This is a genomic window from Myceligenerans halotolerans (genome assembly GCF_054782975.1).
In genome coordinates this window covers 18,343-40,583 of record NZ_BAAGRL010000023.1, presented here as the reverse complement: position 1 = coordinate 40,583, position 22,241 = coordinate 18,343, and the positions used below count along the sequence as shown (strand labels likewise).

The 22,241-nt window shown below is 71.1% G+C and carries 19 protein-coding genes; 9 read left to right on the top strand and 10 right to left on the bottom strand.

Translation table 11 applies throughout. The features are described from left to right. Nucleotides 1–7 precede the first annotated feature (7 nt). Genes ACYVK5_RS15550 through ACYVK5_RS15540 form a run of 3 tightly spaced genes read left to right on the top strand, consistent with a single transcriptional unit; the run spans nt 8 to nt 3,625 of the window. Nucleotides 8–1,309: an ABC transporter substrate-binding protein gene (locus ACYVK5_RS15550; RefSeq protein WP_460706564.1), complete on the top strand. Its 1,302-nt coding sequence runs from the start codon at nt 8–10 to the stop codon at nt 1,307–1,309. Between the two features lie 28 nt (nt 1,310–1,337). Continuing rightward, nucleotides 1,338–2,555 (top strand): Gfo/Idh/MocA family protein, encoded by a 1,218-nt coding sequence (locus ACYVK5_RS15545; RefSeq protein ID WP_460706562.1) that lies wholly within the window; start codon nt 1,338–1,340, stop codon nt 2,553–2,555. Then, on the top strand, nt 2,552–3,625 hold the full coding sequence (locus ACYVK5_RS15540) for a Gfo/Idh/MocA family protein (RefSeq protein WP_460706560.1): 1,074 nt from the start codon (nt 2,552–2,554) through the stop codon (nt 3,623–3,625). The genes ACYVK5_RS15545 and ACYVK5_RS15540 overlap by 4 nt, the downstream gene beginning before the upstream one ends. A 78-nt stretch (nt 3,626–3,703) precedes the next feature. Here ACYVK5_RS15540 and ACYVK5_RS15535 read toward each other — a convergent pair whose 3' ends face one another. The 3 genes from ACYVK5_RS15535 to ACYVK5_RS15525 form a co-directional block, all read right to left on the bottom strand. Beyond that, a complete protein-coding gene (locus ACYVK5_RS15535; RefSeq protein ID WP_460706558.1) occupies nt 3,704–4,696 on the bottom strand; it encodes a LacI family DNA-binding transcriptional regulator in 993 nt (330 codons plus the stop codon). Nucleotides 4,697–4,916: 220 nt separating this feature from the next. Further along, entirely contained in the window at nt 4,917–7,964 is a 3,048-nt protein-coding gene (locus tag ACYVK5_RS15530) for an InlB B-repeat-containing protein (protein ID WP_460706556.1), read from the bottom strand. Between the two features lie 393 nt (nt 7,965–8,357). Then, a complete protein-coding gene (locus ACYVK5_RS15525; protein ID WP_460706554.1) occupies nt 8,358–8,729 on the bottom strand; it encodes a hypothetical protein in 372 nt (123 codons plus the stop codon). Nucleotides 8,730–8,794: 65 nt separating this feature from the next. Between ACYVK5_RS15525 and ACYVK5_RS15520 the strand changes: the two genes are divergently transcribed. Further along, on the top strand, nt 8,795–9,085 hold the full coding sequence (locus ACYVK5_RS15520) for a hypothetical protein (RefSeq protein WP_460706552.1): 291 nt from the start codon (nt 8,795–8,797) through the stop codon (nt 9,083–9,085). An 18-nt stretch (nt 9,086–9,103) separates the two neighbouring features. Here the strand turns inward: ACYVK5_RS15520 and ACYVK5_RS15515 are convergent, their stop codons facing one another. The 3 genes from ACYVK5_RS15515 to ACYVK5_RS15505 are packed head-to-tail and all read right to left on the bottom strand — an operon-like array spanning nt 9,104 to nt 11,348. Next, on the bottom strand, nt 9,104–9,844 hold the full coding sequence (locus ACYVK5_RS15515) for a hypothetical protein (protein ID WP_460706550.1): 741 nt from the start codon (nt 9,842–9,844) through the stop codon (nt 9,104–9,106). Beyond that, nucleotides 9,841–10,635 carry an ABC transporter permease gene (locus tag ACYVK5_RS15510; protein ID WP_460706548.1) on the bottom strand — a complete coding sequence of 265 codons (795 nt, stop codon included), beginning with the start codon at nt 10,633–10,635 and terminating at the stop codon, nt 9,841–9,843. The genes ACYVK5_RS15515 and ACYVK5_RS15510 overlap by 4 nt, the downstream gene beginning before the upstream one ends. After that, nucleotides 10,632–11,348, bottom strand: coding sequence for an ABC transporter ATP-binding protein (locus tag ACYVK5_RS15505; RefSeq protein ID WP_460706546.1), 717 nt, complete (start codon nt 11,346–11,348; stop codon nt 10,632–10,634). The genes ACYVK5_RS15510 and ACYVK5_RS15505 overlap by 4 nt, the downstream gene beginning before the upstream one ends. 132 nt (nt 11,349–11,480) lie before the next feature. Between ACYVK5_RS15505 and ACYVK5_RS15500 the strand changes: the two genes are divergently transcribed. Next, nucleotides 11,481–12,335, top strand: a complete 855-nt coding sequence (locus ACYVK5_RS15500; protein ID WP_460706544.1) for a sensor histidine kinase — start codon at nt 11,481–11,483, stop codon at nt 12,333–12,335. Next, the gene (locus ACYVK5_RS15495; protein ID WP_460706542.1) at nt 12,332–13,009 is read left to right on the top strand and encodes a response regulator; all 678 of its coding nucleotides are present in this window, start codon (nt 12,332–12,334) and stop codon (nt 13,007–13,009) included. Before ACYVK5_RS15500 ends, ACYVK5_RS15495 begins: the two co-directional genes overlap by 4 nt. 89 nt (nt 13,010–13,098) lie before the next feature. Here ACYVK5_RS15495 and ACYVK5_RS15490 read toward each other — a convergent pair whose 3' ends face one another. Both ACYVK5_RS15490 and ACYVK5_RS15485 read right to left on the bottom strand, forming a co-directional pair. Then, nucleotides 13,099–14,724 (bottom strand): CocE/NonD family hydrolase, encoded by a 1,626-nt coding sequence (locus ACYVK5_RS15490; RefSeq protein ID WP_460706540.1) that lies wholly within the window; start codon nt 14,722–14,724, stop codon nt 13,099–13,101. Then, the gene (locus ACYVK5_RS15485; protein WP_460706538.1) at nt 14,721–15,362 is read right to left on the bottom strand and encodes a TetR/AcrR family transcriptional regulator; all 642 of its coding nucleotides are present in this window, start codon (nt 15,360–15,362) and stop codon (nt 14,721–14,723) included. The genes ACYVK5_RS15490 and ACYVK5_RS15485 overlap by 4 nt, the downstream gene beginning before the upstream one ends. A gap of 207 nt (nt 15,363–15,569) precedes the next feature. On the opposite strand from ACYVK5_RS15485, the gene ACYVK5_RS15480 reads away from it, so the two are divergent. Beyond that, complete coding sequence (locus ACYVK5_RS15480) at nt 15,570–17,024, top strand: ricin-type beta-trefoil lectin domain protein (RefSeq protein WP_460706536.1); 1,455 nt, start codon at nt 15,570–15,572, stop codon at nt 17,022–17,024. A gap of 104 nt (nt 17,025–17,128) precedes the next feature. Here ACYVK5_RS15480 and ACYVK5_RS15475 read toward each other — a convergent pair whose 3' ends face one another. Next, a complete protein-coding gene (locus tag ACYVK5_RS15475) occupies nt 17,129–17,515 on the bottom strand; it encodes a VOC family protein (protein WP_460706534.1) in 387 nt (128 codons plus the stop codon). A gap of 189 nt (nt 17,516–17,704) precedes the next feature. Between ACYVK5_RS15475 and ACYVK5_RS15470 the strand changes: the two genes are divergently transcribed. Continuing rightward, complete coding sequence (locus tag ACYVK5_RS15470; RefSeq protein WP_460706532.1) at nt 17,705–18,511, top strand: hypothetical protein; 807 nt, start codon at nt 17,705–17,707, stop codon at nt 18,509–18,511. Nucleotides 18,512–18,541: 30 nt separating this feature from the next. Here the strand turns inward: ACYVK5_RS15470 and ACYVK5_RS15465 are convergent, their stop codons facing one another. Further along, a complete protein-coding gene (locus ACYVK5_RS15465) occupies nt 18,542–19,219 on the bottom strand; it encodes a phosphotransferase (RefSeq protein ID WP_460706530.1) in 678 nt (225 codons plus the stop codon). A 371-nt stretch (nt 19,220–19,590) separates the two neighbouring features. Between ACYVK5_RS15465 and ACYVK5_RS15460 the strand changes: the two genes are divergently transcribed. Further along, nucleotides 19,591–22,236 carry an RICIN domain-containing protein gene (locus ACYVK5_RS15460; RefSeq protein WP_460706528.1) on the top strand — a complete coding sequence of 882 codons (2,646 nt, stop codon included), beginning with the start codon at nt 19,591–19,593 and terminating at the stop codon, nt 22,234–22,236. Nucleotides 22,237–22,241: the final 5 nt, after the last annotated feature.

Genomic DNA, 22,241 nt, shown 5'->3' with positions numbered 1-22,241 from the left:
ACCCGCAATGAACAGGATCCGCCGCACCGCCGCCGGCACCGCCGCCGCGGCCATGGCACTGACGCTCGCCGCTTGTGGCGTCGGACAGACCCAGGGATCGACCGAGCTCACCGACGAGCCCGTCACCCTCCGCGTCACCTGGTGGGGCGGCGACGCCCGCCACGCCCGCACCCAGGAGGCCTTCGACCTCTTCGAGGAGAAGCACCCCACCATCACCATCGAGCCGGAGTTCTCCGACTGGAACGGCTACTGGGAGAAGCTCGCCACCGCCACGGCGGGCGGCAACTCGGCCGACATCATGCAGATGGACCAGCTCTATCTCGCCTCGTACGCCTCGCGGGGCAGCCTCGCCGACCTCGGTTCCCTGCCCCAGCTCGACACGTCGGCGCTCGAGGAGTCGGTCCTGGGCATGGGCTCGTGGGACGACACCGTCTACGCGATGCCCGTCTCGACCACCTCGACCGGGCTGCTGGTGAACACCGACCTGATCGACGAGATCGGGGTGCCGCTGCCCGACACCTCCACCTGGACCTGGGAGGAGTACGAGGCCTGGGCCCAGGAGTTCACCGAGAAGTCGCCGGACGACACCTACGGCGGCGGCATCATGTTCAACGAGTTCACCCTGCAACTCTTCGCCCGCCAGCACGGGGACCAGCTGTTCTCCGGCGACGACATCGTGATCAAGCCCGAGACGCTGGCCGCCTACTTCCAGCTCGCGCTCGACTGGACGTCGGACGGCGCCGCCGCACCGGCGTCGATGACCGCCGAGAGCACCAGCCTCGCCCTCGACCAGACGCCCTTCGCGACGGGCAAGGCCGCGACCATCTACACGCCGTCGACCATGATCACCGCATTCGCGGGAGCCATCGACGCCGAGCTCGAGCTGGTGCCGCTGCCGACCCCCGACGAGGACACCGCGCCGTACGACTACTACAAGCCCGGGATGTACTGGTCGGTGTCGTCCACGTCCGAGCACCCCGCCGAGGCGGCGCTGCTCATCGACTTCCTGGTCAACGACCCCGAGGCGACCGCGATCATCGGCACCGAGCGCGGCATCCCGGCCAACCCGCAGACGATCGCGGAGCTCGGCGACGCCCTGACCGACGAGGAGCGCAAGGCCGCCGAGTTCGCCGAGCAGCGCAAGCCGCACCTGGGCGAGGCGCCCGCGATCGTCCCGAACGGCGCCTCGGACATCGAGGCCGTCCTGCTGCGCTACCTGCAGGACGTCATTTTCGAGGAGACGACGCCGCAGGACGCGGCGAACGCACTGATCGACGAGGTCCACAACTCCATCGCAGCCGCACAGTGACCGCAGCCGCACAGTGACCGGAGGAAACATGCTCAAGATCGGGATCATCGGAACCGGCGGCATCGCCGGCGCGCATATCGACGGGTATCGGCGCTTCGCGCAGGAGTGCGAGATCGTCGCCCTGTGCGACAGCGTTCCCGGCAAGGCCGCCGAGCAGCGCGCCGGGCTCGGCGTCGAGGGCGCCCGCGCCTACGAGAGCGCCGAGGACATGCTGGCCGCCGAGGACCTCGACCTCGTCAGCGTCACAACGCCGCCGTCCACCCACGCCGAACTGACGATCGCCGCCCTGCGGGCCGGCGTCGACGTGCTCGTCGAGAAACCTATGGCGCCTTCGCTCGAGGAGTGCGACGCGATGATCGCGGCCGCGGAGGAGAACGACCGGATCCTGTCGGTCGTCGCGCAGAACCGCTTCCGCGACGACATGTTCACCCTGAAGGAGGTGCTGGACTCGGGCCTGATCGGTCCCGTCTCCCACGCCCAGGTCAACTCGGCCTGGTGGCGTGGTACCGCCTACTACGACCTGTGGTGGCGGGGTACCTGGGAGTCCGAGGGCGGTGGCTGCACCCTCAACCACGCGATCCACCACCTGGACCTCACCCTCTGGATGCTCGGCACGCCGAAGGCCGTCACCGCCGTGCTGACCAACGCCCAGCACGAGAACTCCGAGGTCGAGGACCTCTCGGTGGCCGTCCTGCAGTACGACCGGGCGCTCGCCGAGGTGACCAGCTCCGTGGTGCACCACGGCGAGGAACAGGCGATCGTCGTGCACGGGCGCCACGCCCGTGTGTCCCAGCCGTGGAAGGTGGTGGCCGACACGGCCGAACCCAACGGCTTTCCGGCGCCCGGCGGAGATCCCGGCCGGGTCGCGAAGATCGAGGCGATCGCCGAGGCACACCGCGCCCTGGAACACGAGGGCCACCCCGGGCAGATCGGCGACATGCTCGGGGCCGTGCGCGACCGCCGTCGTCCCGTCGCGGACGGCACCGACGGACGCCGCGCCATCGAGCTGGTCACCGCGATCTACCAGGCGGGCATCGAACGACGCACCGTCGACCTGCCGCTGTCCGCGGACGACCCGTACTACCGCGCGGGCACGCTCGTCGGGCGCGCGCCGCACTTCTTCGAGAAGACGGCGGCCGTGGCCGACCTGCCCGGTGCGATCGTCGTCGGCAGCAGCGCGGCCGCGCCGGTGGCCGACGGCGGGTCGACGGCGGACGTCGCCGGGCGGGCCGAGGAGGCTTCATGACGACGTCCAGCGGCGCCGCCTACGCGCCCGAGCCGATCCCGGCACCCGTGGTGGAGCCCGGTGAGTTCCAGTTCGCCGCGGTGCGCCTCGATCACGGCCACATCTACGGGATGAGCGAAGGGCTGGCCTCCGCCGGCGCGACGCCCAAGTGGGTCTACGACCCGGACCCGGCGAAGGTCGACGCGTTCCGCGAGCGGTTCCCCGGCGTGCGCGTGGCGCGGAGTGAGGAGGAGGTGCTGGACGACGACGAGGTGCGCCTCGTCGCCGGCGCCGCGGTTACGTCGGAGCGCTGCGCCCTCGGGCTGCGCGCCATCGAGGCCGGCAAGGACTACTTCACCGACAAGGCGCCGCTCACCACGCTCGACCAGCTCGCCGCGGCCCGGGAGGCGACCGCGCGGACCGGGCGGAAGTACGCCGTCTACTACTCCGAGCGCATCCACGTCGAGGCCGCGGTCCTCGCCGGGCAGCTCATCGACCAGGGAGCGATCGGCCGGGTGCTGCAGGTGATGGGCCTCGGCCCGCACCGCCTCGGCACCGGTCGTCCCGACTGGTTCTTCGAGAAGGAGAAGTACGGCGGGATCCTGTGCGACATCGGCAGCCACAACTTCGAGCAGATGCTCCACTATGCCGGCGCCAAGGACGCCGAGGTCGGGTACTCCGCGATCGCGAACTACCACCACCCCGAGCATCCCGGCCTGGACGACTTCGGCGAGGCGACCATCGTCATGGACAACGGCGCCACGGGATACTGCCGGGTCGACTGGTTCACCCCGGACGGCCTGAGCACCTGGGGTGACGGACGCACGTTCGTCCTGGGCACCGACGGCTACGTGGAGCTGCGCAAGTACGTCGACGTCGGCACCGGCGGCGGCCCCGGCCATGTCTTTCTCGTCGACGGCAAGGGCGAGCACCACCTCGTCGCGAACGGGAACGTCGGCTACCCGTTCTTCGGGGAGCTCATCCTCGACTGCCTCGAACGCACCGAGATCGCCATGACGCAGGAGCACGCGTTCAAGGCGGCCGAACTCAGCGTGCTGGCCCAGCAAGGAGCTCGCGTCCTCACGCCGTGACGGCTCGTTGTGGGCGCGTGGGACGTTCGCGGGCATCGACCGATGCTCGCGAACGTCCCTTTCCCGGGCGGCGGCCGGTTAGATATCTCCGGTCGACTCGCGCCACACGATGCGCTGCAGGTTCGGGGTGCCCGGGGGCGGCTCGTCGTGACGCAGCGCCGCCACAAGCGTGCGCATCGCCTGCCGCCCCGCCTCGTGGAAGTCGACGTCGACCGTCGTCAGGGACGGTGTCGTGTAGGCCCCGAACTCGGCGTTGTCCCAGCCGGTCACCACGAGGTCGCCCGGTACGGACCAGCCACGCTCGGCCGCGCCGCGCAGCACGCCGACGGCGAGGACGTCGTTGGCCGCGATGACGGCGAGCGGCGGGGCGTCGTCGGGCAGCGCGAGGACGGCCTCCCGGCCGGATTCCGCGGGCCACTCGCCGCCGAGCACGCCGAGGGATTCGACACCGAGGCGCCCGACGGCGGACAGATAGACGCTGCGGCGGGCCCGCGCGGAGACGTATCGGTCGGACCCGCCGACGTGCGCGAACCGGCGGTGACCGGCCGCGGCGAGGGACGAGACGAGGACGTCGACGAGTCCGGCGTCGGCGAGCTGGCCCACGCTGTGCATCTCGGCGTCGAAGGCCGTCGCGGTGACGACCGGCGGCGAGTCCTGGCCGTCCCCGAGAGCCACGGGGCGCACCGGCACAAGGGTCAGGATCCCCTCGTACTGCTCACTGGACGCCATGTCCAGCACTCTCTCCGTGGAGTCGCGCACCGTCGCGTCGACACTGTGCGTCTCCATGACGTAGCCCGCACCGTTCGCGATCTCGCTCGCGCCCGCCAGCATGCGCAGATGGTTGTCGAGGGCGATGCCGGTGACCACGGCCAGCCGGCCGGAGCGGCGCGTGCGCATGGACCGCGCGGCGAGATTGGGCCGATAGCCGATGGACTCGGCGATCTTCAGCACGCGCTCACGGGTGTGGGGTGCGATGGCGCCGTTTCCGGTCAGCGCATAGGAGACCGTCGTCTGCGAGACCCCGGCGAGCCGGGCCACATCGCGGCTCGTCGGCGCGCGAACCGTCCCCATGGCCGTCTCCTTCTCTCCTGGCATGCTCCTGGCCGGCGGCACGGGCCGCGGCGGCCGCGGCCGCTACGCCCATGATCGTACGAACGATACGGGAGCGGCGGGCGAGCCCGACAGGACGCGGGCGAGACCGAGACGAGCCGGACGAACGACCGGGGCGGCGGTCCGAAGACCGTCGCCCCGGCCCGGCCGGCCGCGGGACGCGGAGGGCCGCAGGACAGCGCTAGCCGCAGGACACGGCGTCGTACGGCACGCGGGCCGAGCCCGGCTCGCCCCCGTCACCCGCCCACGAGACCTCGACCTCGTCAGCCCCGATCGCCGCCGACCGAGTCGCGACGACCCGCGAACGTGTCTGGCCGACACTCAGATTCCTGATCGACGTGTCGCCGTAGGGCGTCGACACGTCGACCGAGAGCCGGGCCTCGCTCGTGTTGGTCGCCGACACGACCAGCGCGACCCGCTTGCCGACGCAGCGGGTGTCGACGGCGGCGGCGACCGCCGGCTCCGCACCCGTCTCGTCGCCGATCAGCTCCCAGATCTCGATCTCGTTGACCATGACGGTCCCGGTCGCGGTGTCGGCCATGTCGACGTTGACCGTCAGGAACCCGTTCTCCACCGTGGCGATCGCATCGACCGTGATCGGGTTCTCGTGGTCACGCGAGAACAGCGTCGGCTCGAGAGCCTGGACCTCGTTCTCCGTACCCTCGTTGAACGTCACGGTCGCCTGGTACCCCCGGTCGACCTGGCTGGCCCAGCCCGTTGCGATCGTGAGCCGCACGCGGTACTCGCCGTCGTCGAGCTGGAACTTGTACGGCACGCCGACGCGCTGCTCGAGCGGCTGCGCCTGATCCTTGGCGTAGCGATAGGTCTGCGACGCCGGGCTCTCGTCCGTGTAACCGTTGTTCTCGGCGGGCCAGGTGTACTCGCCCGTCAGGAGGTCGGGATACGCGCTGGACGGCGCGTAGACGTCCTCGACACCCCATTCCTTGCCCGTCTCGGGGTCGGGGCCGAAGAACTGGTCGGTCACGGAGTTGTGCGTCCCGGGCTTCGCGCCGGGGCTCAGCGTGGCCGGGTCGATGTCGCCGGCGTCGACGAAGTAGACGACGTCGCCGAGCTCGAGCCAGATGGCCCAGAGGGTCGTGTCCTGCTCCACGACCGAGTCGGCCGTGACGGTCTCACCGCTGCCGTCGGCGGCCGTGTTCCAGCCGGCGAAGACGTAGCCGTCGCGGGCGGGTACGACGGGCAGTTCACCGATCCTGTCGCCGGACCGCACGTAGTAGTCGGAGTCGGCGGAGCCGTCGGCACCGTCGTCGCCGAACGACACGCGAACCGCGTCGGAAGCCACCCCGGGGGCGGCCAGCTTCACGTTCTCGATCCCGATGTCGTACCCGGTGCCGGCGGCGTTCCTGCCCGCGCCGACGATGCGGTAGCTCAGCTCGTGCGTCCCCTCGCTCAGGTGGACGGTGCCGTGGTTGTGCTCGAGCTCGCGCTGGTCGCCCGCGTACAGGTCGGCGGGCGTGCCTGTCGACTCACCGTCGACGTAGAGCTGCACGAACGCGCCGCTGTCCGACTGCACGAAGCTCGACGTGAGGTCGTAGACGCCGGCCTGCTCGACCTCGACGCCGTAGGTGACGACGTCGCCCGTCTCTGTCGCGATCTCCGCGCCGGACTCGTCGACGTAGGAGCTCGGCCGGCCGCCGGTGTACGACACGAACGCCGTGTCGCCGAGGCTCGCGGCCTGGGCCGCGACGGCGCCGGTGGTGGTGACCTCGACGTCCTGCGCCTCCGTGCCCTCGACCGCGCTGTAGACGGCCGGGTCGCCCGTGGCCGGGGTGAGGAAGATCCTCGCGGCCGTACGGCCCGGGAGCTCCAGGCTGAACGACGCGGCCCCGTCCGTGACCACGACGTCACGGGTCAGCACAGGGACGGTGCCGTAGGACGGCGTCGCGAGGGTCTCGCCGATGAGCTCGGCCCGCAGGTGAACACGCCCGTCGACGAGGAGCTGCTCGGGGAGGTTCTCGAGGGTGACGGGGACGCTCTTGGCGGCCTCCTCCCAGTTTCCGACGAGGATGCCCGACCGGTTCGCCTCCGGGTCGGCGTCGTACGTGGCGACGGCGTCGATCTCCGTCTTGTCGATCGTGGTGCCGACCTTGCGACCGGTCATGTCCCAGTACGCGTTGTAGACGTACCAGAGCCCCGTGGCCATCATGCCGTCGTCGTCGAAGGTCGCCATCTCGCCGAGGAAGCCGCGGGCGTTCGGGTCACCTCCGGGCAGGCCCCACTCCGAACGCAGGCCGAACTCCAGCGTGCTGATCTCGGAGGCACGTTCCAGCCCGCCCAGGTACGACACGGCGAGGCCGGGGTTGTAGTTCCCCTGCGCGCGCCGTCCCGACTCGGTCGTGCTGTAGCCGCTGCCCTGGTACTCGGTGATGGCGAAGGGCATCACCGGGATGTCGTTGTCCTCGAGCCACTGCGTCAGGCGCGCCGCGTGCTCCTCGATGTCGAGGGGGTTCCGCGACAGCTCGTGCCAGGCGAGCACGTCGGGGATGCAGTCGTTCGCCTTGCAGTACGTCAGGAACTGGGTGATGTAGTCCCACTTGAAGCCGGAGAGCTCGGGAGCCTGGCTGCGCGCGCCCGGATCGATCGCCTTCAGGTTCTGGTGCGCGTACTTGTGCGCCTCGAAGTAGGCGGCCTGGTTGCCCCACTGAAGGTCGGGCTCGTTCCAGAGGACCCAGGAGTACACGTCGATACCGAGCCGCTCTGCCTCGGCGAGCTCCCACTCCATGTACTCCTTGTACGGCGCCCCCGCGTCCTGGCGGGCGAGCCCCTGCCAGTCGGTGTTGCCGCCGTAGTCGCCGGCGGCGACCTTGCCCTTGAAGCCGTAGTAGGTCCCGATCATCTGCGTCGCATCGGGGTTGATCTGCATCAGGCGGTCCTGGGTAGGTTCCTCGAACCACCCGGGCAGGTTCTCGTAGTAGGAGTTCGTGCGCTTGCTGTAGTCCATGCCGCGGACGGCGTTGATGTTGATGCCGTCGGTCAGCCACTGCGCGGGGCTGCGCTCGTCGAAGGGATGCAGGTTCCCTCCGCCGACGTGCGCGGCCTCGCCGGCGTCGACGGCGTAGTCGATCGTGACCGGGGCTGAGGGCGCCGCGGTCACGGAAGGGGCAGCCGGTACCGCATCGGTCGCCGCCCCACTGGTCAGGGGTGCGGACCCCAGCGCCAGAGCGATACCGATCGCTCCAGCGGTCGCCGCGGTCGTTCGTCTTCTCACGCTGAACTCCTCTGTTCGGTCGAGGAGAGCGCAGCCGCCGGTCTGAGCCGCACCGCTGCATCCTCCTTGATGCCGGGTGAGTGCCTCACCCGATGGCCTCCACGCCCCGGGTGAAACGTATGAGTGATACGTATGGGTGACACGTATCAGGAATAGTGGCGGGGGACCCCCTCCCGCGTCAAACCGGGCCAAACACCGGAGCCACCGACGCGAACACCGTCTGGACGTTCGAACCGCAGTAGGCGCGCGACGCGCCCCCAGACCGACGAGCAATCCGGATGGTCGCTCTGGGGGCCTCGGCCTCCTCGCGGCGGCGATGGCCGCCGGTCCCGCCGTCGCCGCCCCCTCCGGCGGCGTCCTGCGCTCGCCGGGCCGGTCGCCGGCGTCGTCGGGCTACCGCAGGACGCCTCGCATGATCTGCCCGGTGATCCGCCGCTGGAACTCGCGATCGGTGGCGTCAGCCCCGGACATGGACCGGCCGAGCACGCCGAGGAGCAGCGCGCCGAGGATGGCACTGCTCGCGTCTCCGGCGTCGTCCACCGCGAGGACGCCGGCGTCGGCGCCTTCGGCGAGGAGCTCCCGCAGGGGCCCGGCGATCCAGGTGTCGTTCGCCTCGAGAACCTCGCGCAGCCCGAGGTTCCCCCCGAGGGCGCCGAGCATCCCGGCGCAGATGCCGGGCCGGTCGCCGAGGAACCGCGCCAGCGTTTCCACCATCGTCCGCAGCCGCGCCTCGGGCGGATCGTCCGGGTCGACCGCGGCCCGCACCGCCTCGGCGCCCTGCCGGGCGTGCGAGGTCAGCAGGAACGCGAGCAGGGCGGGACGGAGTCGCCGTGACGGTGATGCTGCCGGGCAACGTCGACACGCCCATCATCGACGCCCTCGGGTTCGCCCGGACGGACCTGCCGGTCCGGCCGCAGCCGGCCGAGAAGGCCGTCCGGGAGACGATCGCCGCCTTCCTCAAGGGCAGGGCAACCCACGTCCCCGGCCGGATGATGCGCGTGATGGTCCGGCTGATGCCGCGGTCGCAGTCGATCAAGCTGAACGGCCGGATGCTGGGGAAGGCGGCGCGCAACCTGGCGGAGCGGGAGCGGGCCGGCGCGTCGGCGGATCCGGGCCGCTGAGGGTTCGGCCCCGGCTCGTCACGCGTCACGTCGCGCGAAGGCGAGCCCGGCGGCACACGTGGCCACGGCGATCCAGGCGACCAGCACGAGTGCTCCGGTCGCCGGGTCCAGCACCGCGTCGTCGTCCGGCAGATGGAGCAGGCTCCCGGCGCGGTCGGGAAGCCAGCGTGCGTGCTCGGTGAGCCCCGCGAGCAACGGGGAGACGATGAGCATGTGGGCGAGCAGGGCGACGAGCGGCACGATCAGAGATCGCGCCACGACTGCCACGGCGAGGCCGAGGAGCCCGATGAGGACCAGGTAGACGGTTGCTCCGGCCAGGAGCGTCCCGGCCGCCGGCCGACCGCCCGCGGCTGCCACCACGTGGTCGCCGCGGGCCGCGGCGACCACCCACGCGGAGCAGAGTCCGCACGCGACGGCGACCACGCTCGCCACCGCCGAGGCCGTGAGGTAGGCAAGGGTCTTGGCGGCCAGGACGACGAGCCGGCGCGGTGTCGCGACGAGGGTGGTGCGGATCTGGCGGCCGGTGTACTCACCGGCGACGACGAGAACGCCCAGCACGATCACGCCGACCTGGAGGAACGGGATCGTCTCGAGGACGGCCCGCACCGGGTCGGCGTCGTCGGACCCACCGGAGGCGGCGACGAGCGCCGAGAAAGCAGCGGCCGCGCCGACGGTACCGATCAGCGCGAGCCGGATCTCGGGGAGGCCGCGCAACTTGATCAGCTCGGCCATGGTGGTGTTGCCGAGTGCGCGGATCATGCGTCGTGCCGGGCGAACGTGACGGCGGCCACCGCGAGCCACGCGACGGCCCAGGCCGCCATGGCCAGGCCGCCGGGGACCGGATCGGGCGCGTCGTCCAGCAGACCCCCGGGATCCCGGGCGAACATTCGCGACCCCGCGATGTCGGGCAGCCAGTACGCCAGCGACGTGAGCCTGGTCAGCAGCAGGGACACCGACACGAGCGAGCTGTTGGCGATGAGGACGACCAACGGGATGATCCCGTTGCGGGTGAGCACGGTGACGCCGAGCGCGATGAGCGCCGTGAGCATCCAGTAGAGGGCAGCCCCGGCGGACCGTCCGACGACGTCGGCGAGGCCGTCGGACGCGACGCCCGGATCCCCGATGACACGGTGGGCCACGGCGAGGCTCGCCGGGATCGCGGCCACGGCGGAGGCAAGGACCAGGAGCACGACCGCGACCACCTTCGCGGTGAACACGGTGAGCCGGTGCGGTGTGGCGGTGAGGGTCGTGGTGAGCTGCCTGCCGCCGCCGGCATCGGTGCTGTTGGCCGTGTACTCGCTGCTGATGACGACGACGCCGAGGATCACGGCTCCGACCGTGCCCAGCGGTGCGGCGGCGAGCACGGCATCGACCGCGGCTGTCGACGCCACGGTCTCGGTCCGGCCGGACTCGATGGATCTCCGGACGAAGGAGGCGTTGAGCAGGCTGACGCCGAGTGAGCCGAGCAGGGTCACGGCGACGGCGGCGTACGCGGCGGGAAGAGATACGGTCTTGCGCAGCTCGGCGCTGATCGTGCGCAGCAGCGTCATCGGCCGACCTCCGTCCCGGGAGTGCCGGTGAGGGTGAAGAAGGCTTCCTCGAGCGTGGGGTATCCCGTGGTGACCTCGGCCGTCGAGCCGGCGGCGACGATGCGGCCGCCCGTGATGACCACGAGGTCGTCGGCGATCTGCGCTACCTCGCTCATCAGGTGGCTGGACAGCAGCACCGTCCCGCCGTTGTCCGCGTGGTCGCGGAGCAGGCCGCGTATCCACCGGATGCCCTCGGGGTCGAGTCCGTTGACCGGCTCGTCGAGCACCACGATGCGCGGCTCGCCGAGCAGCGCCGCGGCGAGCCCGAGTCGCTGCCCCATCCCCAGCGAGAACCGGCCCACGCGCATCCGGGCGGCATCGGCAAGCCCGACCTGTTCGAGCACCTCGTGCACGCGGCGCCTCGGGATGCCGTTGCTGCGCGCGACCCACGCCAGGTGGTTCCGGGCGGTGCGGGATCGGTGGGCGCCCGAGCCCTCCAGCATCGACCCGACCGCGCGCAAGGGGTCGCGCAGGCTCCGGTAGGGCCGCCCGTCGATCAGGGCGGAACCGGCGCTCGGGCGGTCGAGCCCGAGCAGGATTCGCAGCGTCGAGGACTTGCCCGCCCCGTTCGGGCCGAGGAACCCCGTCACCCGGCCGGGCAGGGCCTCGAAGGAGATGTCCGAGAGGACGGCTCGTGAGCCGTGCCGTTTGGTGAGTCGATCGATCTGGAGCATGCCACCCATGCCACCAGGTGGCCGACCCCGGGTCATCGGACCTGAGCCGGGACTGCGCGTCGTCGCATCGACCCCAGGTCTCTCGGACCCAGGACCGACGAATCGGGGCGATCCACGACCTAGACTCGAGCGATGGAGGCGGCCCGACCGACGCGCTCGCGCACATGGCTCATCGCCGTCGCAGTACTCGCCGGGCTCGCGCTCGCCCTGACTTCCGTGGGCGTCGACCGCCCGGTCCCCGCATGGGCCGCGCTGGCGGTGACCGCCTCCGTGACCGTCTCGGTCGCCGTCTGGGCACTCGTACGCAGCCGCACACAACGCAGGACGTACGACGACGAACTCGCGTCGTGGGCGGCACAGCAGGCGACGCAGGCCGAACGGCTGCGCATCGCCGCCGATCTGCACGACCTCGTGTCGCACGGGCTCGGGCTCATCACCGTTCGCGCCGCGGCTGCCCGCAGCGTCGCCGGGCCCGACGGCGACACCGAGCGGGCGGCGGCGCTGGCCGACATCGAGCACGCCAGCCGCCGGACGACCGTGGAGCTGCGCCGGATGCTCGGCGTCCTGCGCTCGCCGGGCAGCGCGCCGCTGCGTCCGGCGGACACTCTCGAGGACCTTCCCTCGATCGTGCGTGCCGCGGCCGACGCCGGGGTGACGGCCACGCTGGGAATCGAAGGACTGGACGACGCCGTGTCGCCGGGCGTGCAGCTCACCGTCTGCGCCGTCGTCCGCGAGGCCCTGAACAACACGCTCCGGCACGCCGGCCCCACCACCGCGCGCGTCGGGATCCACCGCGACGGCGGATCGATCGTCGTGGACGTCCAGGATGCCGGGCCCCAGGGCTGCTGGGAGCCTCAGCCCGGCGCCGGGCACGGCATCGACGGCCTGCGCGAGCGGCTGGCGGTACTCGGCGGCACCGTGCACGCCGGACCCCACGACGACGGCTTCCGCCTGACCGCACGCATCCCCGACCAGGAACCGTCATGACCGCCGCTCCCGCGCAGGCGGCCGTCCGCGTGCTGATCGCCGACGATCAGGCCCTGATCCGCCACAGCCTCGCCACTCTCGTCGACGGCGCGCCCGGCCTCGCCGTCGCCGGGGAGGCCGGTACCGGCTCGGAGGCCGTGCGCCTCGCACGCGGACTCGTCCCCGACGTGATCCTCATGGACATCCGCATGCCTGCGGGAGACGGCATCGAGGCGACCCGCACGATCACGTCCAGCCCCGAGCTGTCCGGCTGCCGGGTGCTCGTGCTCAGCATGTTCGAGCTGGACGAGTACGTCTATGACGCGTTGCGCGCCGGCGCCGCCGGCTTCCTCCTCAAGGACGCCCACCCCGACCAGGTCCTCGACGCGATCCGTCGCACCCACGCCGGCGAGTCCCTGTTCGCCCCGGCCATCCTGACCCGGATCGTCGAGCACTACGTGGGACGCCCCGCACCGTTCGTCGCGCGACGCCCCGATCAGCTGACCCCGCGCGAGACCGAGGTCCTCACGCACGTCGGGCGGGGTCTGTCCAACGACGAGATCGCCGCCACGCTCACCATCTCGATCAAGACCGTCAAGACGCACATCGGCAGCCTCCTCGCGAAGCTCCATGCCCGTGACCGCGCCCAGCTCGTCATCGCCGCCTACAACCACGGGCTGGTCGAACCGGGCTGACGGACGAGCGGCACGCCGAGCAGCATCGCTCGCGGCGCGCCGGCGGGCCGACGAGCTCCGCACTTCCCCTGAAGTAGGGGCGTGCGGCCCTACTCGCTCCGGCCCTGAGCGAGCGCGTGTGCACGAACGGGCAGGATCAGCGCCGACGGGCGCTCCGGGTCGTGATGGACGGCCTGATCTGCGGCGCACAGCGTCGTGGCCGACGCGATCGGCTCGCCGGTTCCGGGATTCCGGGCGTACCGGGGGAACGCGCCGCTGGAGACCTGCACGCGGATCCGGTGGCCGCGCCCGAACCGGTAGGCGGTGGGCCAGAGCCGCACCTCCGCGCGCGTGAGGTCGTCGGCGGACGTGAGTGTGGTGAGTCCGTCGCACACGTTGAGCGACCGGCCCGACTCGTCGACGTCGCAGAGCCGCACGAACACGTCCGCGTGGGCCAGGCTGGACCGGAACCAGATCTCGGCCCGCACGTCACCGACCATCTCGATGTCCTCGTCGAGCACCGGGGTGGTGTACGTGAGCACGTCCGGGCGGGCCTCCAGCGCCCCGTTGTCGACCCGGCCCCCATGGCTGATGCTGATGCCCCCGGCCGCGGGCGTCGGGTCGGCCGGGTCGTAGCGGTAGGTGTCGGGCTCGGACTCGCCCGGCGTCTCGACCGACAGCCCGCCGTCGGCCTGGAGGTGGAATCGCTCGGGTGCGTAGCCCTTCGGGGGCCACGACTCGAAGTCCCGCCACTCGTCCTGGCCCATCACGAAGAGCCGCACCGGCGCACGCTCCGGGGGCTCCTCACCGCGCGCGTGAGCCAGGCCGAACTCGGCAGCCTCGAACATGGCGGTCATGGGTTCCACGTGCGTCCAGGGACCCACGGTGAGCCGGGCGAGCCTGCCGGCGTCCTGCAGGATCTCGAAGTCCCGGAGCTGGCCGGGCAGGAAGATGTCGTACCAGCCGGCGACCGAGCTGACCGGAACACTCGTATCGGCGACGCGGTGGACGTGGTCCAGACGGTCCCAGTGCGGGTCGGCGGCATCGTGCGCCAGGACGTCCTGGACGTACTGCGAGCGCGTGCCGGTGGCGGCCAGGTCGAACTCGCTCAGGGGCAGCGCGCGCAACGCGCGGGCGGTCTTCTTGGTCTGTGCGTTCATGCGCAGCGTCGCAAGCGGTCGCTCCTGGGTGGCGACCATCGCGCCCCACTCGAGCGGTACCTCCAGCGACCGCCCGTCGGCGCGCAGGAACTCCCGGGTGAGCGCGGACTCGGTGACCACGGGAACCATGGCCTTGACCTGCGGCGGCAGACTGTCGGCGACGGCCCATTGCACCAGGCCCATGTAGCTCATCCCGAACAGCACCATCGCCTCGCCGAACCACGACTGCCCGACCACCCAGTCCAGCGTGTCGAGGCCGTCCTCACGCTCCTGGCGCAAGGGATCCATCACACCACCGGAGCCGAATCCGCCGCGGGTGCTCTGGATGAGGACCTGGTAGCCGCGCTCGGCCAGCGGCCGGGCCATCATCGTGGCGAACACGCCCGCGCGGCCGTACGGGCTGCGGATGAGCGCCGTCGGCAGGCCATCCGCGCCGTTCTTCGGCGCCCAGTGGTCGGCGAGCAGTTCGACGCCGTCGCGCATCGGGACGCGCAGGTCACGATCGACCGTGAGTCGCCGCGTCTGCGGGGCAGGGAGCTTCAGCTGGCGCTGGATCACGTGGCTCATGAGGCTCATCGGTCGGTCCTTTTGCTGGGGGTGGCGGACAGTCGAAGTGCGGTGACGACGGTGCCGACCACGTCCATCAGCCGGTCGGCGAGATCGGCGGGGTCGAGCGGGTCGGGCGCCTCGATGACCCACTCGTTGACGACGGCGGCACTGCCGCCGGTGATGAACCGAGTCAGGTCCGCCACCTGTCGTGGGTCGAGGCGGTCGCCCAGGTGCTCCTCGATGATGCGCCGGTTGACCCCCGCCATCAGCCCGCTGAGCGCCTTGGTCAGCGGGAAGGCGCTGGAGCTGTTCAGCATTGCCCGGTAGAAGACACGATGCTCCGCGAAGTGACCGGTCACGGCGAGCGCGCCGGCCCGCCCGAACGGCATCTGCGCCACCGGCCCCGCGTCGAGCTCAGCGAAGCGAGGCAGCAGCTCTGCCCTGGCCAGGTCGAGCGCGGCTTCGAGCAGCAGCGACTCGCGGTCGCCGAAGTGCTGGTAGACGACCTGCCGGCTCACGTCCGCGGCCGCCGCGATGTCGGAGAGCGAGACGGCGGCGGTCCCCCGCTCTGTCACCAGTGCGACGGCGGCCCGGGTCAGCGCCGCCCGTGACCGGCGCACCCGGCGGTCCTTGGCGGGCGGCGGCGCTGCCAGCTCGAGCTCCATGGCCCAGATCATAGACAAGCGTCCACTAATAAACAAGTGTTGCGTATCTGGCCCGCGCCGCGGCCCGCACCTGCGCGCCGCCCACGAACCGTCCTTGCCAACCACGGGCAGACGTGCAATGTTTACGTCACCATCGGCACCAGGCTGGCGCTGCCAGCGTGGATGCCCGGACGGCGGCGCAGCGACGCGCCCCCAGATCGGAGTCCCATGAGACGAGCAATCCGGACCGTCGCCCTGGCGGCCGTCGGCCTCCTCGCGGCGGCGATGGCCGCCGGTCCCGCCGTCGGCGCCACGTCAGGCGGGCCTCCGGGCTGGCCGCCGGGCGGCCCACCGGTCGGCACCACCGACTTCCGCGGCGTCAACTGGGCGGACCCGCGCGACAACTACGCCGACGACGAAGTGGTGCCCTCCGGCCTGAGCACGGACGACAGCTACCGCACGACGTACGTCAAGTCGTCCCGCATCGTCCGCGAGTTCCGCAAGGAGGTGCGCGCCAACACGGTCCGGCTGCCGATCAACCCGTCGAGCGTCGGCACGGACTGGTGGGACTCCTACCAGGGCGCCATCGACGCCGCCACGCGGCACGGCTTCAAGGTCATCCTCAGCTACTGGGAGGGTCCCGACGGCAAGGACGGCCGGGCCGACGACCCCGAGGCCTTCGACGCGATGTGGGACACCGTCGTGGACGAGTACGGCAAGAACCCGCGCGTGTACTTCGAGCCGATGAACGAACCGTTCGGCTACTCCCTCGACGAGTGGGTCGACCTGACCGCCGGCTGGCTCGACGACCACGACGACGTGTCGCGCGGTCGCGTGATCATCTCGGGCACGGGCTACAACGACGACGTCACGGGCGTCGGCGCGGCCGAGGAACTGGAGGGCACGCTGCTCTCCCTGCACTTCTACGGATTCTGGGCCGACCACACCACCGAGGACGAGTGGAAGGCGAACCTGCTCCCCCGCCTCGGCGAGTACGGGTGGCGCACGGTCGTCAGCGAGGCCGGGTCGCCGATGACCACCGGCCTCAACTACGGCAACCACGAGGGCGACACCTACACCTCGTACCTCGGCGCGCTCACGGAGGTCGCGCGCGACCAGGGCATCGGCATCGTCTACTGGCCCGGCCTGCGCACCGGCGACGCGTACACGCTGACCGAGATGGTCGGCGACGGCGACCTCGAGGTCACGAACGAATCCGGGCTGGCTCAGCTCCAGTGGGGCTGGGGCCTGCTCAGGAAGGAGCAGCTGAACGACGACCCGCCCGCACCGCCCGGCGCTCCCCTGATCAGCGTCCACCACAGCGGCGACGGGAACGTGTGCGTCGATGTACCGGGATTCTCGACGACGCCGGGCACGGAGCTGGGGCTGTGGTGGTGCAACGGTGGCGGGAACCAGTCGTTCGACTGGAACGCCGACCGGGAGCTCACCGTGTACGGGGACCTGTGCGTCGCGGCCGGTGGCGCGCTTGCCGCCGGGAGCTCACTCGTGACTGCCGACTGCACGGGCGCGGCCGAGCAGCAGTGGGACGTGAACGACGACGGCACGGTGAGCAGCGTGGCGGCGCCGACTCTGTGCCTGGCCAGCCCGGAGGACTCCTGGGGGCTGTCGCTCGCCGGCTGTGACGCGGGGTCCACGACCCAGCAGTGGGCGCGCTCGGCGTAGCGAGGTCTGACGCGGTGCGGCCGCTCCGGATCTCCGGGGTGGCCGCCCGCGTGAATCCCGCCGCGTCGGTCCTCTGACCAGCTACCTCATGGCAGCCTTGGGTCTCACTCCTGGATGAGCGCGACGACGTTGCCCGCCGGATCGGCGATCCATCCGATCGTCGGGCCCTGGGTGGGGTCGGTGCTCCGAGCCACGCCGCGTTCGTCCTGGCCGAACTCCGCGTACCGGATCAGGTTCACGCCGGCGGCCTCCAGCTCCGTCACCGCTTCGTCGATGTCCGGAACGACGAGGTTGAGCACGGTGAACGACGCGGGCGTGTGCGCCTCCCCCTTGGGGTAGACGAACACCGACGAGCCCTCGGTGAGGTCGATCTCGAGACCACCCATGGCGTTGCCGCGTGCGGGCAGGCCGAGGGTGTCGCCGTAGAAGCGGAGAGCGGCGTCGACGTCGTCCACCGAGAAGCCGCTGAAACTGCGAACCGTGGTGACCATGGTGAGTTCCTTCCGTCGGAGCGGTCATACGGTTGACGACGGCCCGCCGAGGAAATCATCGGTCGCGGCCGCGCCGGCGTCGCCTGCGGCCGCCCGGCATCGCCCTGCGGGCGGTCCGATCTGCGCGGCTGCCGTGACCCGGGCAGCCGGGCAGCCGGGCAGCCGGGCAGATCGTGGCAGCCTTGCGCCGTGACCTCCTTCCACGACCGGCCGCGTCCGACCGCCGCGGCCCTCGCCGCCACATTCCTGATCATGGCCACGCTCGCTGCGTGCACGAGCGGTGGGGAGCCCACCGCGTCCGGCTCTCCGACGGACCGGACCGCGACGCCGGCCGCGACCCCGACGGCCACGGTGAGTGCGACGCCCGAGCCGTCGGCAGCGGAGTCCTCGGCACCTGAAACCGAGCCGACACCCGACCCGCGTCCGACCGCGGCGCCCGACCGATCGGTAGCGGCCGGCATGGTAGCGCCGGGCGTGGCCACGGTGGCGGAGGGCAAGGGCAGCGCCGAGGTCACCTTCGAGCGCGACGGCGAGTTCGCCGTCGTCGTCCACCTCGACTGCTCGGCGTGCTCGGGTGCGACGGTTCTCACGGCTCCCGAACGCGGAACCCCGTTCGGCGAGTCCGACGGCGCCCTGGCGGGTGACTACCTGATGGACGTGTTCGAGGGCTCAGCCACGGAGCAGTCCGTCTGGCTCGTCGCCGAGGGGCCGTGGAGCCTGCGGCTCGAGTCGTGGAACGACCTGGCTCCTGTGACGGGCAGGCAGTCCGGCGACGGCTCGACCGTCCTGGCGCTCGGCGACACGGCGTCCGGGATCGACGTCGAGTACACGCCTGCTGGACCCGACGACTCGTTCAGCGGCCGCTACTTCAGCGTCTCGGGCGAGCCGCGGATGTTCGGCGACACCCAGGCCTTCACCGATTCCTACGAGGTCTCGCTGCCCGGGGTGCTCGCCATCACCACGAACGGTTCGTGGACGGTGACGCCCGGGCCGTAGCCCGGCGCGGGCAGGGCGCACCTCCTTCTCTCAGTTCGGGCATCGCCCGACGACGTCGCGGGCGAGGCGGGCGGCGTCGTCCAGGGCGGCGAGCTCGGCCGGGCCCACGTTCGGGTCGAGCCGCCGCCGGGCGACGGCCTCGTCGAGCCGGTCGGTGTACGACGGCGGTACGGCGGCGGCGAACGTGCCGAGGTACGACCTCACGAGGTCATCGAGCCGGGCGGGCTCGACGGGGGACTCGGCGGCGAACGCCTGCGGGGCGACGGCGACCTGCGCCAGGATGAGAGCGGTCATGGCGACGTCGAGATCGGGCTCACCCACCCGGGCGTTCGACCAGTCGACCACCACCGGGCCGTCCGCGCCCCACAGGACGTTCAGCGGGTGCAGGTCGAGATGGAGCAAGGTGCCGCCCGGCCAGGGCAGCGCGTGGAGCCGGGTATGCAGGTCCGCCAGGACGCGGGCGGCGGCGTCGGCGTCGACCAGGCCCGTGAGGACGGCCGTCAGGAGATCAGGACCGTCGATGCGGTCGAGGACCATCTCGTGCCCGTCGACGCGGTGCACGCGCGGGGTGGGAAACCCGGCGTCGGACACGGCCCGGATCGTCGCCGCCTCGGCCGCGGCCGACCGGCCGTCCCGGTACCGGCGGAGCACCAGACCGTCGTCGAGCACGAAGACGTCCGCGTCACGGCCGCTGGCCAGGAGATCCATGCCGGGACGCTATCAGCGACCCGTGCCCTGTTCGGCGCTCCGGCCGGCGACGCACACGGACCGGAGTCTCCCGAGCGTCTCGTCGAGGCGTTCGAGGCGGGCATTCGTCGCGCTGTCGCCGTCTTGACAATAGGAGTGAACGTTCACTACGTTCCTGAACCCACAAGGTGAACGTTCATTCTCTTGCCTCGAGGGAATGTCTCAACTCCCGCTGTCCATGCCCCCCATGCCCCGCTACCCCCTCGATCGCGGCCCGCCCGACCCCGCCCCCTCCGGCTCGGCCTTCGACCTGCGGTCGCACATCTGGCAGCGCGGCGGCTCGCCGCCGTCCTGCCGAGGAACCACCGAACTCAAGAAGAAACGAGTCAATGATGACTACCCGCAAACCGCCGCGGCGGGTGATCGCCGCCGCAGTGTTCGCCCTGTTCGCCGCGCTGGCGGTCACCCCCCTGGGTTCCGCGGCGCCGGCCCTGGCCGCCACGGGGACCACGTACTACGTCAGCGCGACCGGCAGCGACACCAACACCGGAACCAGCTCCGACCAGCCGTGGCGCTCGCTCAGCAAGGTGAACTCGACGACGTTCCAGCCGGGCGACGAGATCCTCCTGCGCAGCGGCGACACCTGGACCGGCCAGCTGTGGCCGAAGGGTTCCGGCACCGATGGCGAGCCGATCACGATCGACCGCTACGGCAGCGGCGCCAAGCCGAGCATCGCCGGCGGCGGCACCGTCGCCGATGCGGTGCGGCTGTTCAACCAGGAGTACTGGGAGATCCGCAACCTCGACGTGTCGAACACGGCACCCGCGACGGCGACCCCCGGTGAGAACCTCGGTGACTTCCGCGGCATCGGCGTGCACGGCGACAACGGCCAGACGTTGCACCACTTCGTGATCGACTCGGTCGACGTGCACGACGTCACCGGCGAGATCAACTGGATCGGCGGCAACACCGCCGACAACTCCCCGGGCATCACGTTCGGCACCGGTTGGGACCGCTCGAAGAACACCGGCGGCATCATCTTCCTCACCTCCGTCGCCGACATCGCCGCACCCGGTGCTCCCACCGTGCTCGACGGCATCACCGTGCAGAACTCCACGATCAAGAACACGTCGTTCGCCGGCATCACCGTCAAGCAGTACACGGGTGACGCGCCGGACGCGGTCGAGACCGGCTGGGGCACCCGCCGCACCGCCGACGACTCGCGCTTCGCACCGCACACCGACATCGTCCTCCGCGGCAACTACATCACCCAGCAGGGCACCCAGTTCGGCTCCAACGGCGTCTACCTCACCAACGTCCGTGGGGGCCTCGTCGAGGACAACGTGGTCGACCGCGTCGGCGTGTCCGGCATCGAGACCTACGCCGCCGACCAGGTCACCGTCCAGTTCAACGAGATCTTCGGGACCACGCGGGCCAACGGCAGCGCCGACGGCAACGGCATGGACCCCGACATCGCCACCACCAACCAGCTGTTCCAGTACAACTACCTGCACGACAACGAGGACGGCGTTCTCCTCTGCGCCTGCAACGGCAACTTCAGGTTCGGCAGCGCCGTCGTGCGCTACAACGTCGTCACCGGCTCGACCCGGTGGAATCTCCACATGTCCCAGACGTCGGGTGCGACCGCCCAGGTCTACAACAACGTCTTCTACAGCACCGAGGCGCCAAACATGGTCTCGGGCGGCACCAGCTCGCCGGTGACCCTGAGCAACAACGTGTTCATCTCGGAGCGCTCCGACGTCACATTCGTCACGCCGACCAACCTGATCTACCAGAACAACGGGTACTCGTCGAACCTCACCCCGCCCTCGAGCGAGAGCAGCCCGGTGGTCGGTGACCCGCAGTTCGTGGACTCCGGCGTCACGGGGCCCTACGGAGACGAGAACGGCACCCGCCTCGACACCGCCGAGAACTTCGCGCTGCGTGAGGGATCGGCGTTCATCGACGCGGGCATCGAGATCTCCGGCAACGGCGGACGCGACTTCGCCGGTGCGCAGATGCCGAGCGGCGTGGGAACCGACCTGGGCGCTTTCGAGGCCCCCGGCGACCCGGTGTACGCGGTGCACGAGACGTTCGACGCTCTGCCGACCGGACCCCTCGCCAACGGCAAGAACGGGTGGCGGGTCGTCGCCACCGACAACGCCGTCGACATCGTCGAGACCCCCTCCGCCGGCGACAAGAGCGTCCGGCTGCAGCGTTGGACCAACGGTGGCGGCACCGACGGCACCAACCTCGCCCGCGCCTTCTCCGACCCGCTGAACGGCGTCGTCACCATCGAGGCAAACGTGATGCGCGACGACACCGAGGCCGGTTTCTTCGGACTGCCTTACGTCTACAACGCCGAGGGCGAACCGGCGGTCAGCGTCGCCTTCGCCTACGGCGAGATCAGGGCGTACCAGGGGACCTCCTCGATCGTCCTCGACACGTACGAGCTGGGCCGGTGGTACGACATCGGGCTCACCATCGACACCGACGCCCAGCGGTACAGCCTCGACATCGACGGCCAGCGGGTGGTCTCGGACGCCGCCCTCCGCAACGCCCTGCCCGGCGTCGCGCGGGTCGCCTGGTACGCCAACGGCGGCGAGCGTGGCTCGGTCCACGTCGACGACGTGAACATCGAGGCCGCGGGTCCGGTCAGCGGACAGACCTATCGCCTCCGGAACGAGTCGACCGGGCAGTACCTCGACTCCGGAGCCGACGGCGCCGTCACGCTGGAGCCTGGCAGCATCTACGACGACCAGCACTGGACGCTCACCGAGCAGGAGCCGGGGTACTGGACGATCGACAACGTCCGGAGCGGGCGCGAGCTCCTCGACACCGATCCGGACGGCGTGGTCCTCTGGAACACCGGCTGGCTCGGCGACGACACGCTCTGGGCGATCGACGCCGTCGACGGCGGGTTCCGGATCGACAACAAGCTCAGCGGACGGGGATACCTCTTCGGGTCGGGTGGCTCGATCGGCTGGAACACCGGAGCTGCCGACGCGAACACCATCTGGACGTTCGAAGCACAGTAGGAAGA